16 protein-coding genes are annotated in these 18460 nt (G+C 37.9%); 3 read left to right on the forward strand and 13 right to left on the reverse strand.

Annotation, left to right across the window (positions count from 1 at the left end; genetic code table 11):
• Positions 1-183: 183 nt before the first annotated feature.
• The 10 genes from TYM08_RS09970 to TYM08_RS10015 all read right to left on the reverse strand — a co-directional run bounded on the left by TYM08_RS09970 (position 184) and on the right by TYM08_RS10015 (position 8590).
• Positions 184-951: a winged helix-turn-helix domain-containing protein gene (locus tag TYM08_RS09970; RefSeq protein WP_422379000.1), complete on the reverse strand. Its 768-nt coding sequence runs from the start codon at positions 949-951 to the stop codon at positions 184-186.
• A 399-nt stretch (positions 952-1350) separates the two neighbouring features.
• The gene (locus TYM08_RS09975; protein WP_422379001.1) at positions 1351-1971 is read right to left on the reverse strand and encodes an L-threonylcarbamoyladenylate synthase; all 621 of its coding nucleotides are present in this window, start codon (positions 1969-1971) and stop codon (positions 1351-1353) included.
• Positions 1964-2332: a hypothetical protein gene (locus TYM08_RS09980; protein WP_422379002.1), complete on the reverse strand. Its 369-nt coding sequence runs from the start codon at positions 2330-2332 to the stop codon at positions 1964-1966. Before TYM08_RS09980 ends, TYM08_RS09975 begins: the two co-directional genes overlap by 8 nt.
• Positions 2333-2339: 7 nt before the next feature.
• Complete coding sequence (locus TYM08_RS09985; protein WP_422379003.1) at positions 2340-2792, reverse strand: hypothetical protein; 453 nt, start codon at positions 2790-2792, stop codon at positions 2340-2342.
• Between the two features lie 30 nt (positions 2793-2822).
• On the reverse strand, positions 2823-3149 hold the full coding sequence (locus tag TYM08_RS09990) for a YcgL domain-containing protein (protein ID WP_422379004.1): 327 nt from the start codon (positions 3147-3149) through the stop codon (positions 2823-2825).
• A complete protein-coding gene (rnd, locus tag TYM08_RS09995) occupies positions 3142-4287 on the reverse strand; it encodes a ribonuclease D (protein ID WP_422379005.1) in 1146 nt (381 codons plus the stop codon). The genes TYM08_RS09990 and rnd overlap by 8 nt, the downstream gene beginning before the upstream one ends.
• On the reverse strand, positions 4277-4867 hold the full coding sequence (gene recR, locus TYM08_RS10000) for a recombination mediator RecR (protein WP_422379006.1): 591 nt from the start codon (positions 4865-4867) through the stop codon (positions 4277-4279). Before recR ends, rnd begins: the two co-directional genes overlap by 11 nt.
• A 13-nt stretch (positions 4868-4880) precedes the next feature.
• Positions 4881-5207, reverse strand: a complete 327-nt coding sequence (locus TYM08_RS10005; RefSeq protein WP_422379007.1) for a YbaB/EbfC family nucleoid-associated protein — start codon at positions 5205-5207, stop codon at positions 4881-4883.
• 69 nt (positions 5208-5276) lie between these two features.
• Entirely contained in the window at positions 5277-7334 is a 2058-nt protein-coding gene (dnaX, locus tag TYM08_RS10010; protein WP_422379008.1) for a DNA polymerase III subunit gamma/tau, read from the reverse strand.
• A 200-nt stretch (positions 7335-7534) separates the two neighbouring features.
• The gene (locus TYM08_RS10015) at positions 7535-8590 is read right to left on the reverse strand and encodes a DNA-binding protein (RefSeq protein WP_422379009.1); all 1056 of its coding nucleotides are present in this window, start codon (positions 8588-8590) and stop codon (positions 7535-7537) included.
• 228 nt (positions 8591-8818) lie between these two features.
• Here TYM08_RS10015 and TYM08_RS10020 point away from each other — a divergent pair, with 228 nt between their 5' ends.
• The 3 genes from TYM08_RS10020 to TYM08_RS10030 all read left to right on the forward strand — a co-directional run bounded on the left by TYM08_RS10020 (position 8819) and on the right by TYM08_RS10030 (position 12196).
• Positions 8819-9799, forward strand: coding sequence for a site-specific integrase (locus TYM08_RS10020; RefSeq protein ID WP_422379010.1), 981 nt, complete (start codon positions 8819-8821; stop codon positions 9797-9799).
• Positions 9800-10187: 388 nt separating this feature from the next.
• Positions 10188-11141, forward strand: a complete 954-nt coding sequence (locus TYM08_RS10025; RefSeq protein WP_422379011.1) for a tyrosine-type recombinase/integrase — start codon at positions 10188-10190, stop codon at positions 11139-11141.
• Positions 11138-12196 carry an IS91 family transposase gene (locus TYM08_RS10030; RefSeq protein WP_422379012.1) on the forward strand — a complete coding sequence of 353 codons (1059 nt, stop codon included), beginning with the start codon at positions 11138-11140 and terminating at the stop codon, positions 12194-12196. Before TYM08_RS10025 ends, TYM08_RS10030 begins: the two co-directional genes overlap by 4 nt.
• A gap of 215 nt (positions 12197-12411) precedes the next feature.
• On the opposite strand, the gene TYM08_RS10035 is transcribed toward TYM08_RS10030, so the two are convergent.
• From TYM08_RS10035 to TYM08_RS10045, 3 genes are all read right to left on the reverse strand, one after another.
• A complete protein-coding gene (locus TYM08_RS10035; RefSeq protein WP_422379013.1) occupies positions 12412-12684 on the reverse strand; it encodes a hypothetical protein in 273 nt (90 codons plus the stop codon).
• A 1270-nt stretch (positions 12685-13954) separates the two neighbouring features.
• A complete protein-coding gene (locus TYM08_RS10040; RefSeq protein WP_422379014.1) occupies positions 13955-14986 on the reverse strand; it encodes an IS110 family transposase in 1032 nt (343 codons plus the stop codon).
• Positions 14987-15348: 362 nt separating this feature from the next.
• The gene (locus TYM08_RS10045) at positions 15349-18153 is read right to left on the reverse strand and encodes a bifunctional aconitate hydratase 2/2-methylisocitrate dehydratase (RefSeq protein WP_422379015.1); all 2805 of its coding nucleotides are present in this window, start codon (positions 18151-18153) and stop codon (positions 15349-15351) included.
• Between the last annotated feature and the right edge of the window lie 307 nt (positions 18154-18460).

The raw sequence follows: 18460 nt of genomic DNA on the forward strand, positions 1-18460 counted from the left end.
TTTAAAATTACGAAAAGTGAAGTTTTGTAATTTGTTTAAATTCGCCAATAAAACCTGTTTTATTAACCTATTTTTTAATATTTAAATGTTCAAAAAATGTCATTTAAATACATAAGTACAAAGGGGCAAACATAAAAAAACCAGCATTGAGCTGGTTTTTTTTTACAAATTTAGAATACTAAATTACTGAGCTCTAGAGCTTTGCATATCTGAAATTGCATTCATATGATTTAAATCTGCTACAAATAAATACCCTTTACTTCGTACTGTCTTAATTCTTCGTGGATGAAGGGGGTCATCCCCAACTTTTGGTCGAATTCTAGAAACTCGTACGTCAACAGATCGATCCTGCCCATCATATTCAATACCGCGAAGTTGATGAAAAATTTCTTCTCGGGTCAAAATTTCTCCAGCATGGCTTGATAGCAACCATAGCAAATCAAATTCAGCGCTGGTTAACTCAATCGCTTCGTCACCTAACCATGCTTCGCGCATTGTATTGTCGATGGTTAATTGCCCAAATTGCAATCGATCTTGCTTCTCTGCAACCGCATCTACATCTTCATGAGTATGTCGACGTAATAATGCTTGTGCCCGTGCTAACATTAACCGATTTGAAACGGTTTTTGATAAATATTCATCCGCTCCCATATCTAATCCTAATACTTGATCTAACTCATCTGCTCGATGAGATAACATCATGATCGGCCCTGTGTAAAGTTGCCTAGACAATTTACAAATTGTTAATCCGTTTTCTCCTGGAACGTTTAATTCAAGCATGATCAAATCAGGCTTTTCATCATCTATTCGCTGTATTGCTAAGCTGCCATTATTCTCTATGGCAACATCAAAGCCATTGGATACAAAATATTCACTTAATTGTTTTGAAAAAATCATATCATCATCAATGATCAATATTTTACGCTTATTAGTTTGATTTAAATAAGTCACTATATAACCCACCGCATTAAAAAGAGTTTTCGAACAAAGTTACAAATCAATATGAAACATAACTTTGTGACTTAATATTAAATCTAGTCACAATTTGAAGTTTTGCCTTGTTTAAATAATCTGTTTTAACAAATAGTTTTCTTAAATTCACATTGCAAAATCAGTAAAGAGGAAAAACAACAGAAAAACATCTATTTTGACGGTTTTTGAAAGAGTTGATATCTGAAAATTGTCATATTAACTTTATTAAAGAAAGCCGGAATAACATTGCCGTTACGTAATTTTATGTAAATGAAATATAGATTTAACCGATTCTTATAAAAATTAAAGATAATTGATATTTGAACTGAACACCGAGAGAAAATATTCCATCATTTTCTTTCGATAATAATTGATTATTTAACCAAGAATGGAAGCACTTCCCCGCCCTTGCCTAACGATTTGTGGCACTTCATCCAAAAAGCTCACAACTGTTGTATCTTCATCTGCACAATATCCGCCATCGACGATTAGATCGACACTATGACCGATTTGTTCATTTATGTCCCAAGGCTCAACCAATGCTTGAGTCTTGCCTGGTAGAATTAATGACGTACTCATAAATGGTTCGCCCAACTCTTCTAATATCGCCTGAGTAATGGCGTGATCAGGAATACGAAGCCCTATTGTTTTTCTTTTTGGGTGCATTAATCGTTTAGGCACTTCTTTGCTGGCTTCTAAAATGAATGTATAAGCCCCTGGAGTGTTGCTTTTCATCAAACGGTAATGATCATTACCCACTCGAGCGTAGTTTGAAATTTCTGATAAATCTTTGCATACCAAGGTTAAATGGTGTTTTTCATCTATTTGGCGAATCTGGCGAATACGATCTAATGCTTTTTTATCCCCCATATGACAGGCCAATGCATAACTAGAGTCTGTTGGATATGCGACCACTTCACCCTTTTTTAATGCGTCTACAACTAGTCGAATCAGTCTCAGTTGAGGTGAGTCCGGATGGATTGTGATAATTTTACTCATGGTTTTGTCCTTTAAATCTGACCCAAGAAAGCCTACCGACAATAAGTGATAATTGTGCTAGCACTAAAGCTGAAACTAAAAAAATTAAACTTTTGATGGTTAGCGACCAATCGGGGGTATTTGCAAATAAATTATCCATTCCAGAAAGACCTAACACCATAATGGCAGGAGCAATGGCATTAATTGAATCAACAGAATTATCTATAGGAGTCAGTAAGCCAACAGCAAAAGTCATTAATGAAATATAAACAATCCAAAAAGATTTAAAAAACAGCTTCAGTAGAAAATGAAAAAGGATTATAAATATTGCGCTGGTCAGTAAATAGATTAACCATGCTTCTGTGTAAAAATCTGCGTTCATTATTAAATCACTCTACCCAATTAATTATGTGCTCTTCCCAGTCTTGTTCGGGAACCGTTACGTCTTTAAACAATGTTTGACTGGAAATACTTTGTTTGTTTCTTACAGTACTGTTACTTTTTGCGTCTTTTTCTAAATCATTCAGCGGATGCCACATTGGCAAAGGCGTGCGCTCATGCACTAAGCGATAACTGCATGTAGACGGCAACCAATAAAAGTTTTCAACGTCTTCTTTTTTGAGCCATACGCAATTTGGCACTTTTTCTTGGCGAGTTTGATACACCGTACAGCTACAGTCGTCACTCATGTACTGACATACCAAATCGGTGTAATACACGGTGCCGTCAAAATCGTCTTCTAATTTTTGCAGGCAACATTTTGCGCAACCGTCACACAAAGACTCCCACTGAGTCTGATCCAAATCCGCTAACGCAGGCATGGCAACAAATGGAAAGCTCATGGGTGGTTTACCTTGTTTATTTGATTCAACTTAAGTACCAATGTCCGACCCGCCCATGTTTTCGTATTTTTCTGACGTGTCTTTATATAGGTCTAACATATAGTCGTCTTTTTTATCGGGCAGTTGTAAATAAAAGCCTTCTTTATTTAACGCTTCTACCAATTGCTCTCTTGTAAAACGGGCAAAGGTTTTGTCTTTTTTAAGTAACAAACTTAAGGTCAACAGTGGCGTGCCAAAAATTTCTTTAAGCCCTTCTGGCAACGTCGATAAATCTTTATTTTTTAGCGTATACAAATAAGTATCCGCTCGTTTGTTGGTTTTGTATACACACACAATTTGATTCAATAAATCATTCATGATTTAAAAACTCCAATAATACAGGTTGTAGAAGTTGTTGACGAAATCCACCGAAGTACGTTTCATCATAATTTAAGCTGGGTTGATTCAAAACATAACGTCGATAAAAGCTTTCTAGGTGTTTTTTATTACACAAGCAATCGGCAAATATGCCTAATTGTTCTGCTTTGACACCAATGGCTTGTTTCATTTTTTTAAGCTCGCCTTGGGCTTTTGAATTTAAGCCCGGTTCAATCAAGTCAAATTCTGGCAGTGACGATTGTTGCGCTAATGCTGTCACCTGCTCTTTTACACAATCTACCGCTAACTGAGCGTATTTGCGTATTTGTTTAGGATGCACATCCACAATATTGGTTAAATCGTGTTTCGATTGTGGCAAACGTTCTGCAATTTGCACTAAGGCAACGTCATTAAATACACGGGTTCTGGGTACATTTTCTGACTTTGCAAGCTCTTCACGCCATGTGCAAAGTTGCTTTAACACATATTGATTGGCAGCAGGTAATTTCCAAGCACGCTTTACTTTTAAATAATATTGATCGCTGGGTTTACCCAACATATTACTGGCCAAACGGGTTGAATCTTCAAGGGTCACATCAAAAAAGTCTTTGTCTTTTAAAGCTTGGTGTAATTGAGCAAATATTTGCTCCAAATAAATCACATCGTCTGCGGCGTATTGTTTTTGTTTGTCAGTTAAAGGACGCTGTAACCAGTCAGACTGGGTCTGATCTTTTGGCAATACCACATCTAAGCCATGCTCAATCAGTTTTGCATAACCGATGCTTTCACCTATATTCAACCATTTAGCCGCCACTTGAGTATCCAAAACCGGAGTCACAAACACATCTAACTCAGCCATAAATACTTCAATGTCTTCACTTAATGCGTGTAATACTTTAACGACATTAGGATTGGTAAATAATGGTTTTAAGCAGGACATATCTTCAATGGTTTTAGGATCAATCAAAAACGTTTGACCCTTAGCTTGAATTTGAACCAGGGCTAAAATCGGATAAAACGTTTGAGTACGAATAAATTCCGTATCCACAAACAAAAACGGCTCAGTGGACCAAGATTCAATGTAGCTCTCTAATGTGGATTGATCAGAGATATAAAGGTAATTAGGATTATTTGACAACGTAGCGCGCCTGTAATGCACGAGATAAAGTACCCGCGTCTGCTTGATCCAGTGATTTACCCATTGGCAAACCTTGAGCTAACCGAGTCACACTGGCATCAGTATCTTTAAGCAGATGCGCAATGTAATTGGCCGTCGCATCCCCTTCTACCGTTGGATGCGTCGCTAATATCACTTCTGTAATGCTATGAGAATGAATGAAATCGGACAAATCATTCAAGCCTAGTTGTTCTGGGCCAATACCATCGATCGGCGATAAATGCCCATACAATACAAAGTATCGGCCATCAAACATGCCAGACTGTTCTAAAAATTGTACGTCAGACGGCGATTGCACCACACATATAATGTTTGCGTCGCGCTCATCGTCTTGGCAAATTTCACAGATCGTTTGCTCGGTTAAAATTCTACATTGTGAACAATGAGTCAAATGTTTTAACGCATTATCTAATGCGTCTACTAATACTTGCGCGCCATCACGATCACGCTCCAATAAATGAAGCGCCATCTTTTCACTGCTTTTATTTCCAATGCCAGGTAACACCCGCAATGCATCGACTAACTGTTGCAAACTATTCATGTTTTTTTATTCGCTAGAAAGGCATTTTAAACCCAGGCGGAAGATCCATACCTGCGCCCATTTGCGACATAGACTCTTTGTTTTTCTCTTCGACTTTACGATTTGCATCATTTAATGCCGCGGCAATTAAATCTTCTAATAATTCTTTGTCTTCGCTCATTAAAGACGCATCGATGTTCACTTTTTTCACATCGTGCTGACCGTTCACAATCACTTTAACCAAACCCGCACCTGATTGACCTTCAACTTCAACTTTTGCTTGGTCTTTTTGCGCTTGTTGCATTTTTTCTTGCATCTCTTGGGCTTGTTTCATAAGCCCTTCCATTCCACCTTTAAACATAGTTTCTCTCTTTCATTCTGTAGGTGTGCCTGTTCGGGCACAAATTATTGTATATTCACCATCACTTAATTAAGCAATGGGTTTGACTGTTTCAAATAAAATTGAGCCCGAAAACTGCTCTTTTAAATAATTCACAATATCGCTGGCAGCAAACTCAATATTGGCGCGTTTTTGTTTGATTTCTTTACGCTGAGTTTGAAACACATAAGGGGTTTGACGTACGGGACCAAACTGAACATTCACCGGTTTTTGAGGCGCGATGCCCGCTTCGTTTAATTTTAATTTGATCGCATCTAAATGTGTAGGGTTAAACAAACGTTCATGCTGTTCACAAATCACTAAGTCAACGCTGTCGTCTTGCTCAACCCATTGAGCATTAGAAAATATGCTACCAAGCAAGCCTTTTAGATTTAACGATTCAAATGCCGCAATCCATTGATCAGACTGAATCATCGGCTCATCTAACAATTCTTGATCCGTCATGTCATTGGTTAATACGCGCTCGGGTTTTGCAGGAATTTCTGGATCAAGAGATAAACCTGCTGACGGATCTTCAGATTGCATTGGTTGAACTTGCTCGGTTTGAACGTTTTGCTCATGGTTTTGAGTCGGTTCATTTTGAGCGGCTGGCGCTGTATTTTCAGCCTGATTAAATCCATCAGGACTAAACGGCAAATCAGGCACCGTTTCAACTTGTGGCTGATTATCAACTTGAGTTTTTGGTTGATCTAAAGATTGAACTGGGGCGACCGCTTCAATAACAGGCTGTGCAATTTGACTTTCTTCAGGGGTTTGTTGAATGGGTGCGGATTCTACAGAGCTAGATTCAGTCGCCACTTCTGGCTGAGTCTCTTCCAAAATTGCAGTCGGCTTATCTTCAGCAGGCTCAACGTTAGGCGTGCTTAGTGCGTCAGACTTTGGGGTGGATGTATCCGGTGACTCAGGTGTCGATTCAACTTTCGCAGGTTCAGTCGGTGTTGATTGAACCACACTGCCTTCAATCGGATCGCTGTTTGGTAAATCAGGAATCTGACCAATAATAGGCTGATCTGAAAACGCCATAATGCGCATCATCGCCATTTCAAACCCAACTTTTGCATCAGGTGAAATTTTAAGATCAGAGGTCGATTGCAATGCCAATTGATAACACAACTGAATATGTTCAGCTGTGGTTGATTGTGCCAATTCAATTAAATAATCGTGTTGATACATCGCATTGTTTAATGCCGAAGGCGCCATTTGAGCAATGGCCAACGTATGAAAATACGCCACGACTTCTTGTAATAAATTCAAATAATCAGGTGCGTGATCAGCTATTTGTTGAATTAACGCCAACAGCCCTTTTGCATCCACTTGTAATAACAAACGCACAATTTTTTGAACTTGGGACGCGTCCACATTACCCAACATGTCATTCACATCAGAAGTAATGATTTTACCCTGACCAAATGCAATGGACTGATCCGTCAAACTCATTGCATCACGCATACTGCCATTAGCCGCTTTCGCTAATTGCCACAATGCAGGGGTTTGAAATTCAATTTGCTCTGCCGCTAACACGTTTTCTAAATGACCAACGACCATTTCAACGGACATATTTTTAAGATTAAACTGCAAACAACGAGACAATACCGTCATTGGCAATTTTTGAGGATCGGTCGTCGCTAATAAAAACTTCACATGCTCTGGCGGTTCTTCTAACGTTTTTAACAACGCATTAAAACTGCTTTTAGAAAGCATGTGTACTTCATCAATTAAGTACACTTTGTAACGACCGCGAGTCGGCGCATATTGTACGTTTTCTAAAATTTCACGGGTGTCCTCTACTTTAGTTCGAGACGCCGCATCCACTTCAATCAAATCAACGAATCGACCGTCGTTAATTTCCTGACAAGCCGCACATACACCACAAGGGTTACTGCTAATGCCCTCGTCACAGTTTAAGCTTTTTGCAAATATACGCGCCACGGTGGTTTTACCCACACCGCGTGTGCCCGTAAACAAATAAGCATGGTGCAAACGATTCTCATCTAACGCATTGATCAACGCACGTAATACGTGAGATTGACCCACCATTTCATGGAAATTTTTAGGACGCCATTTACGCGCCAGTACCTGATAACTCATAGCAATCTTCGATGGTAAAATTGGGGTGTATGCTATCACAGGCGAGGCTTTGAGATAAAGCTAGATTCAAGTCTAAAGATAATGAAATACCTAGCTTTTGAGTTTGATGGTTTATATATGCTTTTGATATAGGAGGATGCGACACCCAATGTATTTATTTGGATTTAAATTGAGCGTTTTTTACACCATCACTACTTTAATTATTTCTTTGTCGCCTGTTGAATTTGCCACTCTAATTTAGAACTTTCTTGCTGCGCCACTATATTCTTTTCAATCAATTGATCAATCCTTTGTGTCAGTGTCATGATTTTTTGTTCTAATTTGGTATTTTCTTTTTGTGCAACCCCAAGCTGATTGCGCTCATTTTGAGCCTCCGATACCGCTTTCACTAAATCAATATTACATTGATTATGCTCTGCTCTGGTCGAAGTAAAATCACTGTTTATCTGTTTAAAATCACTTTCAAATTGATTTGATTTTTGAATCAACATCGCTTTATGCTCACTCAAATTCTGATTCTCTAACTTAATAACCATCATTTCTTTATTTAAAAACACCTGACTGTCTTGCATTTTAGTATTTTCAAAAACAACTTTTGCCATTGCGTTTTTGAGCTCACTTAACTGGTGATCATAGTTATTAATCTGACCTCTAAATTGCTCGCGCTCTTGATTTCGATCTAATGCGGTTTGTTCCTGAAAGTGCTCAAAATGTTCGCGCACATCTCGTTTTTCTTGTTTTAATTCAATGATTTCATTTTTTAATTGTTCTATTTCTTGAGTTTTTTGATCCACCGTTAATGCAAGCTTAGTATTGGTTAAATTATTGATGGTCAATTCACTGTTTAAATGAGCATTATCAGCTTCTAATTTTGCAGTTTCCGTTTTGAGCTGTGTGTTTTTAACCGTTAAATCGTTTATTTCAAGCTGTGCGTCGGCGATTTGTTTGGAGCAATTTTCTTTAATGGATTGAACCTCTGCCTGTGATTGCATAATTCGCTCATCAGCTAACGCATTAATTCGAGATGACAATTGTTTAGCAGCAAGAATGATTTCGTCATCAAGACTCTCCCCACTTAAAATACTGCTCTTTTCATCTTTTTGTGACTTCCATTTTTTTAACAAAGGCCCAATAGTGCTTTTGCTTCCCGTACCTAATAACGCGCGCACTCTATCTACTGTGGGCTCTTCATTACTGTCTTGAATTTGTTTTGCTGCTGTCGATACATCAACGTAATTCACCCCTATGCGCGCCATACTTTTTACCCTTTTTTAGCGTTTAAATAACCCAAAGTAAGTCATACTCAATTGAATTCTTTTTATATTGTATTACATACTATGTAATATTACATAATTTATAGTATTTAATTGTTATACAAAAAACACTTTTTTAACCCTCTATAATGTTTATTATCGTATGTTATAATATTTAAACCACTGATAACCCTGTACTAACCCCATATTTAAATAGAGGCGATAAATAGCGTGAAACAGCCCATAACCTTGAATACATCTGAAACGCCACTTGCACAAACGCACTATGAGCAAGCAGTGCGCACCTATATAAAAGCAGGCACTTCTGACAACACTCGTAAAACATATCGCAGCGCCATTCGCCAATTTGAAAAATGGGGTGGTCGCTTACCATGCGAGAGCGAAGCACTAATACGCTATGCCATTCATAAAATCCAAAGCATCAATCCACGCACCATTGATTTACACATAACGGCAATTAGCCAGTGGCACAAACAACAAGGCATCAGCGATCCCACACAAAACATCACCCTTAAAAAAACCTTAGAAGGCATGCGCCGTTTGCATATTCAACCCGCAAAAAAAGCCAAGCCACTGCAGATTAGTGATGTTATTACCCTACTTAATTATCTAGAAAGTTTGCCCGATGATTTACGTAAAATTCGCGATCGCGCTTTAATATTAACCGCGTTTATGGGGGCCTTTAGACGAAGTGAGCTTGTTGAAATTCAAGTAAAAGATCTTGAATGGGAGTCACAAGGCCTTAAAATCAACATGAAAAAATCCAAAACAGACCAGCAAGGACAAGGCAGTAGCAAAGCCCTTCCCTTTTCACCCAGCGGCGCATGTGCAGCAACGGCAATTAAACAATGGATTGATTTGAGCAACATAAAAGAAGGCGCTTTGCTTTGTGCAATTAATCGCTGGGGACAGATTTCAAGCAAAGCACTGCATGACGGAGCCATTAACAGCATCTTAAAAGATCGCGCAAACCAAGCAGGGCTTGAGAATCCATCTGAATTTAGCAGTCACAGTTTTAGGCGTGGTCACGCAACATCCGCAGCAAGAGCGGGAGTAGATTTTAGATTAATCAAAAAACAAGGCGGATGGAAAAGCGACGCTAGCGTGTACCGCTACATTGAAGACGGCACAGCCATGCAAGAAAACTCATCAATTACATTAATGAATGAGTTTTCAAATCAAAATACTTAACAAGAACTTAACGCTCACCAAGCATGCCATTTTACTTCGACTTGAATGATCTGATTATTTTACATATCAACTTAGGCAGAATTAACCAACTAAAAAAATCGGGGTTAATCAATTTCATCAATTCGTCGTAAAACACATTTGCAGATATTAACAGAATTAATACTGTTAATACAAAGATCAAAGACACATAGAGAAATACTAGAAAAGCGGATGAATTTATTTTTAATTAATCTATTTTACTAAAAACCACTATAAAATCAGTGGTTTTTTAATTTTTCTACAGCTTGTCCGCTGCAATGCTTTGTTGAACGAAGCCGCTGCGCGGCAGATTTACAAATATCGCTCATACTTCCAACACCAATTCTGGTTTAATTTGGGAGTCAATGCGATGAATATTCAAGATTCTACCCGTTTTCAACACCTTTACCAACAACATATTGAAACACTCACTCTTCAAGGCAAATCCCCTCGCACCATTGATATGTACTCGCGTTCCTTGCGACAACTTGCTGATTTTTTTGATTGTTGCCCTGACAATCTTTCTCAAGAACAATTAAAATCCTTTTTTCTATACGTGGTCGAAAATCTTTCTTGGAGCCACGTTAAAATAGATCGAAATGCCATTCAATCATTTTATAAACACGTATTACACAAACAATGGCAGTGGGTCGACATTATTAAACCACCCAAAATCCAACCACTTCAAGACGTGCTCACTGCCAACGAAGTCAATGACATCATCAACCATACTCGAAAATTATCTTACCAAACCTACTATCTCACCACATACAGTTTAGGATTACGTTTAAGCGAGACACTTAATTTAACGACTGCAGATATCGATCAAAATTTAATGCGTGTCCATATTCGAGCCGCAAAAGGCAACAAAGATCGTTTTGTTTCTTTGCCTAATTTTACGTTATTAGCTTTGCGCCAATTTTTGCAAACCCATCGACACCCAACACTACTTTTTCCAGGTGGCACCGCCCCAACCAATCACACCAGTTACAAAAAAATCGATAAAGGAGGGTTACAAAAAACCATAAAAATTGTCGCTAAAGAATGTCATATTTCAAAAAATGTTCACATCCACACATTGCGCCACAGCTATGCCACCCACTTACTAGAATCAGGATTAAACCTCCACTCAATTCAAATATTATTAGGACACGCAAGTCCGATCACTACCGCACGCTACCTTCATTTGACCGATGAAATCTCCCAAAACAGTACTCTAGTTTTAAATGAAATGATCGAACGACTTGAAATACACTGGCAAACCGACAAAAAAGACAACATCAACACCAACACCAACACCAACAAAAAGGAAAATGCATCATGAAACTCGTCGAATTATTTGAAAAATATCAAACTGATATTTACAAACAACCTATCAGTCAAGAACAAAAGTGGGCAGTCCATCAAATGTTACAATGCAAAACTCAACGAGCGGGACAGCTAGACTATGAATGTAACCAGTGCCATCAACACAGTTATATCGACCATAGTTGCGGTCACCGATTTTGCCCACAATGTGGATTTCAAGCCAACCAAAAATGGTTAACTCGCCAACAACAAAAGCTACTTCCCGTTGATTATTTTATGGTGACATTCACCTTGCCATTTGAATTGCGAATGCTTGCCAAACAAAAAAGCAAAGAAATTTACACGATTTTAATGCGACAAGCGGTTGCCACGGTTCAAACTTTTGCAAAAAACGATCAACACTTATCGGGTCAACTCGGTGTAACAGCCGTATTGCACACACATTCAAGAAACTTAAATTATCACCCGCATGTACATTTAATGATTCCTGCAGGTTCACTATCAAAACAAAAAAACTGGCAAGCTAAACGAAAAAAATACTTGTTTAACACCAAAAATTTAAGCAGTGTGTTTAGAGCTAAATTTATAGAATCCTTAAAAACTCAAGACATCCATTGCCCAACCACCTATCCAAAAAACTGGATCGCGCATTGCAAAAAAATAGGCAATGGTTCACCTGCATTAAAATACCTGTCTCAATATTTATATCGAGGTGTATCCAGTGAAAAAAACCAACTGTCATTAAAACAAGACCAACTGACATGGCGATATAAAGACAGTAAAAGTAAGCAATATGTCGTAAAAACAGAACCTATCATGAATTTTTTATTAAGATTATTGCAACATGTATTACCAAAAGGATTTCAGCGAGTTAGAAATTATGGATTATTGCATGGCTCAAATCGAACATTATTAATGAAAATCCAACTCATGCTAAGAGTAACCTTGCCTGAACTTTGTGAATCGTTTCATTACGAAGTCATCTGTCCTTGCTGTAAAAAAGTAATGACATTTTGTGGAATTAAAAAAACAAAAATGAAGATAGAAAAAATGCGAACGATCGGGGCGTAAAAAAGGATAGGTATACGGGATAGGTTTAAATCAGAAAACTAATGGGGTAAAAATATTATATGACACTGAATTAATTAAGCATTACTTGAATAGATGAGAGTAAGGATGCCTCTCAAATTTTAAACATGAAAAAGTTGAAGGAAGCATAATCACAGAAAAGAAATACACTATAAATGAAGACCGGGCTACGCGCAACCTATTCTTATTTATTATAGCTAAATCTGCTGCTCAAGATACTTTTTCAATAAATGAACACCTACATCACCCACCTTATCAGCGACCTTACCAAGAAATCCCTGCAGTTTTTGCCACGATACAGTTCTCTCATTTGAAGATAATGACTCATCTTTAAGCTCATCAAGAGCAGATTTTAATTCAGTCTTCTCAGCAGTGGTTGTTATGTGAGTTTCAATTAGTGCACGCAATTGATCATCTTCAAGTGTACTACTAAAATTACCTGTTACTTCGTTAGCGATAATACCTTCCATAGAATCTATGTGATTATTGGTAATATTTACTACAGACGCATTAATCTGATTCTGTGATGAACCTAGTAGCACACCACTTGGGTTGGAAATCTGGGGGAAGGAGCTTTCAACAAAGGCTGCAATATCTTGGCTAATCTCAGCTTCAAATATTTCACTTTCGAAACGTTGCTTGATGCAAAGAATCTTGCTTTCTCTTTAATGCTTCAAGTCGATAATTAATCGTTTAGATTCTTTTGTGTATCGATTAATAATCCTCCCTAAGTCTTTCTTAGGGATGCCTGATTTCTCAAGTAATCGCTTTGCCTCATCAACATCTTTTGAACAAAGATCAAGAAAAGTAGAGAACTCCTCGAACAGACTGCCAATATTATCTTTATCAATCTACCCATCATTTGAATACAGAGAAAACGTAACACCTTTACCTGTTCGATTTTGAATAACCTTGACACCACTATTCACTGCAGTTGAAGCATAGTCTCTAAAAAGAATAACAAAGCGGTCAAGTTCTCTCGCCCAAAGACGCTCATTAGGAACATACACCCTAAAAATTAGCCCTTGATCCACGCTTTCTATATAGTTCTGGCCTGCAATTTCAATATCGACTAATTTTCGATAAGGTATAACATTAAATTCAGCCTTGTTAATATCTTTTACAAATCTTTTTACTTTCTCTTCATATATATCACTATCTGTACTGATACCTTTTTGTTTTAGCCATGTTTCAAGGCTAGAGTCGCCGCTAAATGTGGAAACAAAACCCTCCTCGTCATCGATATCTAAAACATCTCGACGCCAAGGCTGATTCTTGTTACAACTAAATTCCCCGACAAAATTATTATGGTAAATAAAGATGGCATGATTTTTCTTTTTAATCTTTCCTAATAGTTTTTCACCAACTTCTTTATATTGAGGTAGACAAAATAAAAACAGTACATATTCAGAGTAGCCCTAACATATATGGACACCCACCACTTCGCAAGCATTTAGTTCGTTTTTTCATTTTATTTTCCCTGCCATAAAGGTCATGAATCAATCTTAAAAATTAAGTAGAAATAAAGCTTCGACATATATTCGGATTCATTGTGATGTTCTACACGATCCCAGATGAGCTTCAAGGCGACTTTACTCCCTTATCACACAGTAAGCTTTTTCAGCTGGTGTCTTTTATCAGGTTTAAGCAAAGTCTAAACTGGTTTATTTCATTAATTACTAGCTTTTTAAGGTTGGGGGGTTAGCCTTTTTTGACATGTATGGTTATTTTTTAATTTGTTTAAATAGTGACTATTTTACTCGGATTGTAATCCACTTTATTCTTAAGAACCGACCAAGCCACCCGCGCAATTTTATTAGCTAATGCGACCGCCACTTTATTGTGTGGCTTCTTTTCTAATAGCGATTGAATCCATAAACTGATTCGATCTTTTTTATTGGCGCAATATCGAATGACAGCTTTTGCGCCTAATATGAGATTTTTCCTCAGCGTACTATTTCCACGTTTACTGATACCGAGCATTTTTTCTTGATCGCCACTTGAATGTTGCTTTGGCGTTAATCCTAAATACGCTGAAAATTGTCTCGCACTTTTAAAGTGATCTGGGTGACTAATAATGGTTAGCAGTAAAGAACCGGCGACTTCACCAATACCGGGAATGGATAATAATCGATTATATTCTTCGTTATTTTTCATTAATGCGCGTGATTGTTTTTCTATAGATTTTAACTTTGTATCAAAATTGATTAAATCTTCATAAAGCTCATTTAAAAAATTTCGAGACACTATGGTTAATTCATTGTCCGCATCTTCTAAAATGTAAGGAATTTCATTTCTTAATTTAATGACTGTTTTATCAAATATAATGCCGTATTCAGACATTAATCCTCTTATTTGATTGGTTAATGCAGTGCGTTGCTTAATCAGCCTGTCTCGAATTTTATATAAACATTGCCCATCTTGTTGTTCGATGGTTTTAACGGGCACAAATTTAATATTAGGCCTCATTGAAGCTTCAGCAATGGCAAGTGCATCGTTATGATCGTTTTTATTGCCGTTTAGAAATGGCTTAACTAAGCGAGGAGGAATTAAATCAACATGAAACCCAAGCTTGATAAATTCGCGTCCCCAATAATTAGAGCTGTAACAAGACTCCATAACAATACGCTTGGAATCAGATTGCATAACGGTCTCGATCAGTTTTTTTCGCGTGACTTTTTTATTGCTAATTACTTTATTATGTTCACTAAGAATGCAAACTTGAAAAACGTTTTTTGCTAAATCGATACTGATTAGTTTATGATTGCTCATAGATGGATGCCTCTGGTTTTATAATTTTTGGTTGAAGATTAATTATACTATTTGCGCATTATGACGCATACCTTGGGTGTCCATCTCATCACACTAAATAAGTACAATGTAAAATTAGTGATTCATTAACTTACTACCACGACACACTAACTAAAAAACTCAAGTAAACATAAAATTAATTTGTCGTTATCACGAATTTTAATCCAGTCAAATTCGACGCACCAACAATCCTTAAAGGAAAACGATAACATCTTTAAACTAGCAGCCCCCCCCTAAAAACAAAAAAAACCAGCTCAATCAAAAGATTGGCTGGCTTAAAAAGCAATCTAAACATTCAGATCACTTAAATTTTCAACAAAGCATTATCCAACAATACGAATTGGCTGAGCGCTTGGCTCTGTGCTCATTTCATCTGCAGGTGGTTGGAAGTCAGTTAGTTTGATTCCATCAACCGCTGCTTTGTACTCTTCAATGGTTGGGAAACGACCCAACATAGTTGAAAGTACAACCACTGGTGTTGAACCTAGTAATGACTCGCCTTTCTTTTCAGAAGTATCCGCTACAACACGGCCTTGGAATAAACGTGTTGAAGTAGCGATTACCGTATCACCCGGCTCTGCTTTCTCTTGGTTACCCATACATAGGTTACAACCAGGACGTTCTAAGTACATGATGTTTTCATACTTAGTACGTGCCGCATCTTTAGGGGCAGTATCGTCAAATTCGAAACCAGAGTATTTCTCAAGAATTGCCCAATCGCCTTCCGCTTTAAGCTCATCAACAATGTTGTATGTTGGTGGAGCGATCACTAATGGCGCTTTAAATTCAATTTTTTGACCTTGAGATTCCATGTTACGTAACATTTGAGCGATGATTTGCATGTCGCCTTTATGTACCATACAAGAACCAACAAAACCTAAATCAACTGATTTGTTTGTATAAAAAGAAACAGGACGAATCACATCATGTGTGTAACGCTTTGATACGTCATCGTTGTTTACATCTGGATCGGCAATCATTGGCTCGTCGATTGCGTCTAAATCTACCACTAGTTCAGCGTAGTATTTAGCGTTGTTGTCAGGTTTTAAAGCGGGTTCTTCACCTGATTTAATGCCTGCAATACGCTTGTCAGCTAAATCGATTAAGCCTTGAAGGGTTTTCGCTTTGTTTTCCATACCTTTATCAATCATGATTTGGATACGGCTTTTCGCGATTTCTAATGAACCAATTAACGTTTCATCTTGTGAAATACAGATTGAAGCTTTTGCTTTCATTTCTGCCGTCCAGTCAGTGAACGTAAACGCTTGGTCTGCTAATAAAGTACCAATATGCACTTCAATTACACGGCCTTGGAACACGTTCTCGCCGCCAAATTGCTTAAGCATTTGCGCTTGAGTTGCGTGTACTACATCACGAAAATCCATATAACCCTTCATTTCACCTTTAAAGGTTACTTTTACAGAGTCGGGAATTGGCATGGCAGATTCACCAGTAGCCAGTGCAATGGCAACCGTACCTGAATCGGCACCGAAGGCTACGCCCTTAGACATACGTGTATGAGAATCACCACCGATGATGATCGCGCGATCATCAACTGTAATGTCATTCAATACTTTGTGAATTACGTCAGTCATTGAATGATAAACGCCTTTAGGATCTCGTGCAGTGATCAAACCAAAGTCGTTCATGAATTGCATTAATTTAGGTGTATTTGCTTTTGCTTTACTGTCCCAAACCGATGCCGTATGACAACCCGATTGGAAAGCACCGTCAACAAGTGGTGAAATAGTAGAAGCAGCCATCGCTTCTAATTCCTGACAGGTCATAGGACCGGTTGTATCTTGTGAACCAACAATGTTGATTTTAACACGAACGTTTGAGCCAGCATGAAGCGAAGTGTTAGATAATACGCCAACTGCATTACGGTTAAAGATTTTCTCAACAGCTGTTAAGCCTTGACCTTCAATTGAAATTTCTTTTGCAGCCGCATAAACATTAACAGGCTCAATACCTAACGCTTCGATTGCAAACGTTTGTAATTTCTTACCAAACGTTACCGCGTATGAGCCACCGGCTTTCATAAACTCTTGTTTTTGCGGGGTGAACGCTGATGAAATATCAGCAAGCTCTTCGCTGCCGTTAAATAATTTTTGTGCTTTTGTATCAATGGTTAATACAGTACCTGTCGCTACCGAGTACTTTTCTTCAAGTACGGCATCGCCATTTGCATCAACAACGGCATTACCATTAGCATCTACTTTCTTAACCCAGTTTTTAAGATCAAGACCAATACCGCCAGTTACATCAACTGTTGTTAAAAAGATGGGTGCGATACCATTAGTACCCGCAACAATAGGTGCAATATTAATGAAAGGCACATAAGGACTTGCTTTTTTACCGGTTAATAACGCAACGTTATTCACACCAGACATACGAGATGAACCCACACCCATAGTGCCTTTTTCAGCAATTAACATCACTTTTGCGTTAGGATGCTTAGCTTGTAATGCTTTGATTTCTGCTTGTGCTTCTGGAGTACACATACATTGACCATGTAATTCACGATCGGCACGGGAGTGAGCTTGATGACCAGGAGATAATAAATCTGTTGAGATATCGCCTTCACCAGCAATATAAGTCACGACTTCAATTTTTTCTTCGATTGCAGGTAACTTAGTAAAGAACTCTGCTTGTGCATAGCTTTCTAAAATTTCTTTAGCAATTGCATTACCCGCTTTATAAGCGACATCAAGACGAGTTGTATCTGCATCGTATAAGAATACTTGTGTTTTAAGTACTTCTGCGGCGGGTGTGGCTACAACCGCATCATCAGATAACGCTAAATCAAGTAGCACTTCAATTGAAGGGCCGCCTTTCATATGGGATAACAATTCAAAAGCGAATTCAGGTGTGATCTCTTCAACAGATTCTTCACCTAAAATAATTTGCTTAAGATATGCAGCCTTAACACCAGCAGCACTCGTAGTACCAGGAAGGGTGTTATAGATAAAAAACTGTAAAGAATCTGCACGATATTCATTGGCAGTGTCTTTAATTTGGTCGATGATTTCAGCCAATAATTCAGCGCTATCGATTGGTTTTGGTTGCAAGCCTAGCTCTTTATTGCGAAGCTCGATTTCAGATAAGTACTCAGTATACAAACTCATATAATTTTATAACCTCTTAGGTGTGGGCCGATTAATCGGAAGTTAACGCGCGGGATTTTACCTGAATTCGTGCACTACAGCACCCATAAATTTCATCCAGACAAGGATTTAAGCCAATCATAAACAAAAACCGCTTAAAACAAGGCTTTTTTACCGATGACAGAATAGGAAACACAAATTTCAAAATACTTTGTATGAAGTACTACAAACGCTTTCACTTCCAATTTTCAATCAACCCTTAAAAAACAAATACACATAAGACACTCATATTGATGAAGTATTCATCGATTGTTGTATGACTAACATT

Origin of the sequence: Marinicellulosiphila megalodicopiae, from assembly GCF_045862395.1 — a bacterium.
Classification (GTDB): domain Bacteria; phylum Pseudomonadota; class Gammaproteobacteria; order Pseudomonadales; family Natronospirillaceae; genus Marinicellulosiphila; species Marinicellulosiphila megalodicopiae.

What these genes read in the sequence shown, in the direction of transcription:
- TYM08_RS09975 (WP_422379001.1), bottom strand. Translation starts at nt 1,971, where the DNA reads ATGAGTAAAATTATCACAATCCATCCGGACTCACCTCAACTGAGACTG.
- dnaX (WP_422379008.1), bottom strand. Translation starts at nt 7,334, where the DNA reads ATGAGTTATCAGGTACTGGCGCGTAAATGGCGTCCTAAAAATTTCCAT.
- TYM08_RS10035 (WP_422379013.1), bottom strand. Translation starts at nt 12,684, where the DNA reads ATGGAAGGTATTATCGCTAACGAAGTAACAGGTAATTTTAGTAGTACA.
- TYM08_RS10015 (WP_422379009.1), bottom strand. Translation starts at nt 8,590, where the DNA reads ATGGCGCGCATAGGGGTGAATTACGTTGATGTATCGACAGCAGCAAAA.
- TYM08_RS09990 (WP_422379004.1), bottom strand. Translation starts at nt 3,149, where the DNA reads ATGAATGATTTATTGAATCAAATTGTGTGTGTATACAAAACCAACAAA.
- TYM08_RS10045 (WP_422379015.1), bottom strand. Translation starts at nt 18,153, where the DNA reads ATGAGTTTGTATACTGAGTACTTATCTGAAATCGAGCTTCGCAATAAA.
- TYM08_RS10025 (WP_422379011.1), top strand. Translation starts at nt 10,188, where the DNA reads ATGAATATTCAAGATTCTACCCGTTTTCAACACCTTTACCAACAACAT.
- TYM08_RS10005 (WP_422379007.1), bottom strand. Translation starts at nt 5,207, where the DNA reads ATGTTTAAAGGTGGAATGGAAGGGCTTATGAAACAAGCCCAAGAGATG.
- TYM08_RS10040 (WP_422379014.1), bottom strand. Translation starts at nt 14,986, where the DNA reads ATGAGCAATCATAAACTAATCAGTATCGATTTAGCAAAAAACGTTTTT.
- TYM08_RS09980 (WP_422379002.1), bottom strand. Translation starts at nt 2,332, where the DNA reads ATGAACGCAGATTTTTACACAGAAGCATGGTTAATCTATTTACTGACC.
- TYM08_RS10030 (WP_422379012.1), top strand. Translation starts at nt 11,138, where the DNA reads ATGAAACTCGTCGAATTATTTGAAAAATATCAAACTGATATTTACAAA.
- recR (WP_422379006.1), bottom strand. Translation starts at nt 4,867, where the DNA reads ATGAATAGTTTGCAACAGTTAGTCGATGCATTGCGGGTGTTACCTGGC.
- TYM08_RS09985 (WP_422379003.1), bottom strand. Translation starts at nt 2,792, where the DNA reads ATGAGCTTTCCATTTGTTGCCATGCCTGCGTTAGCGGATTTGGATCAG.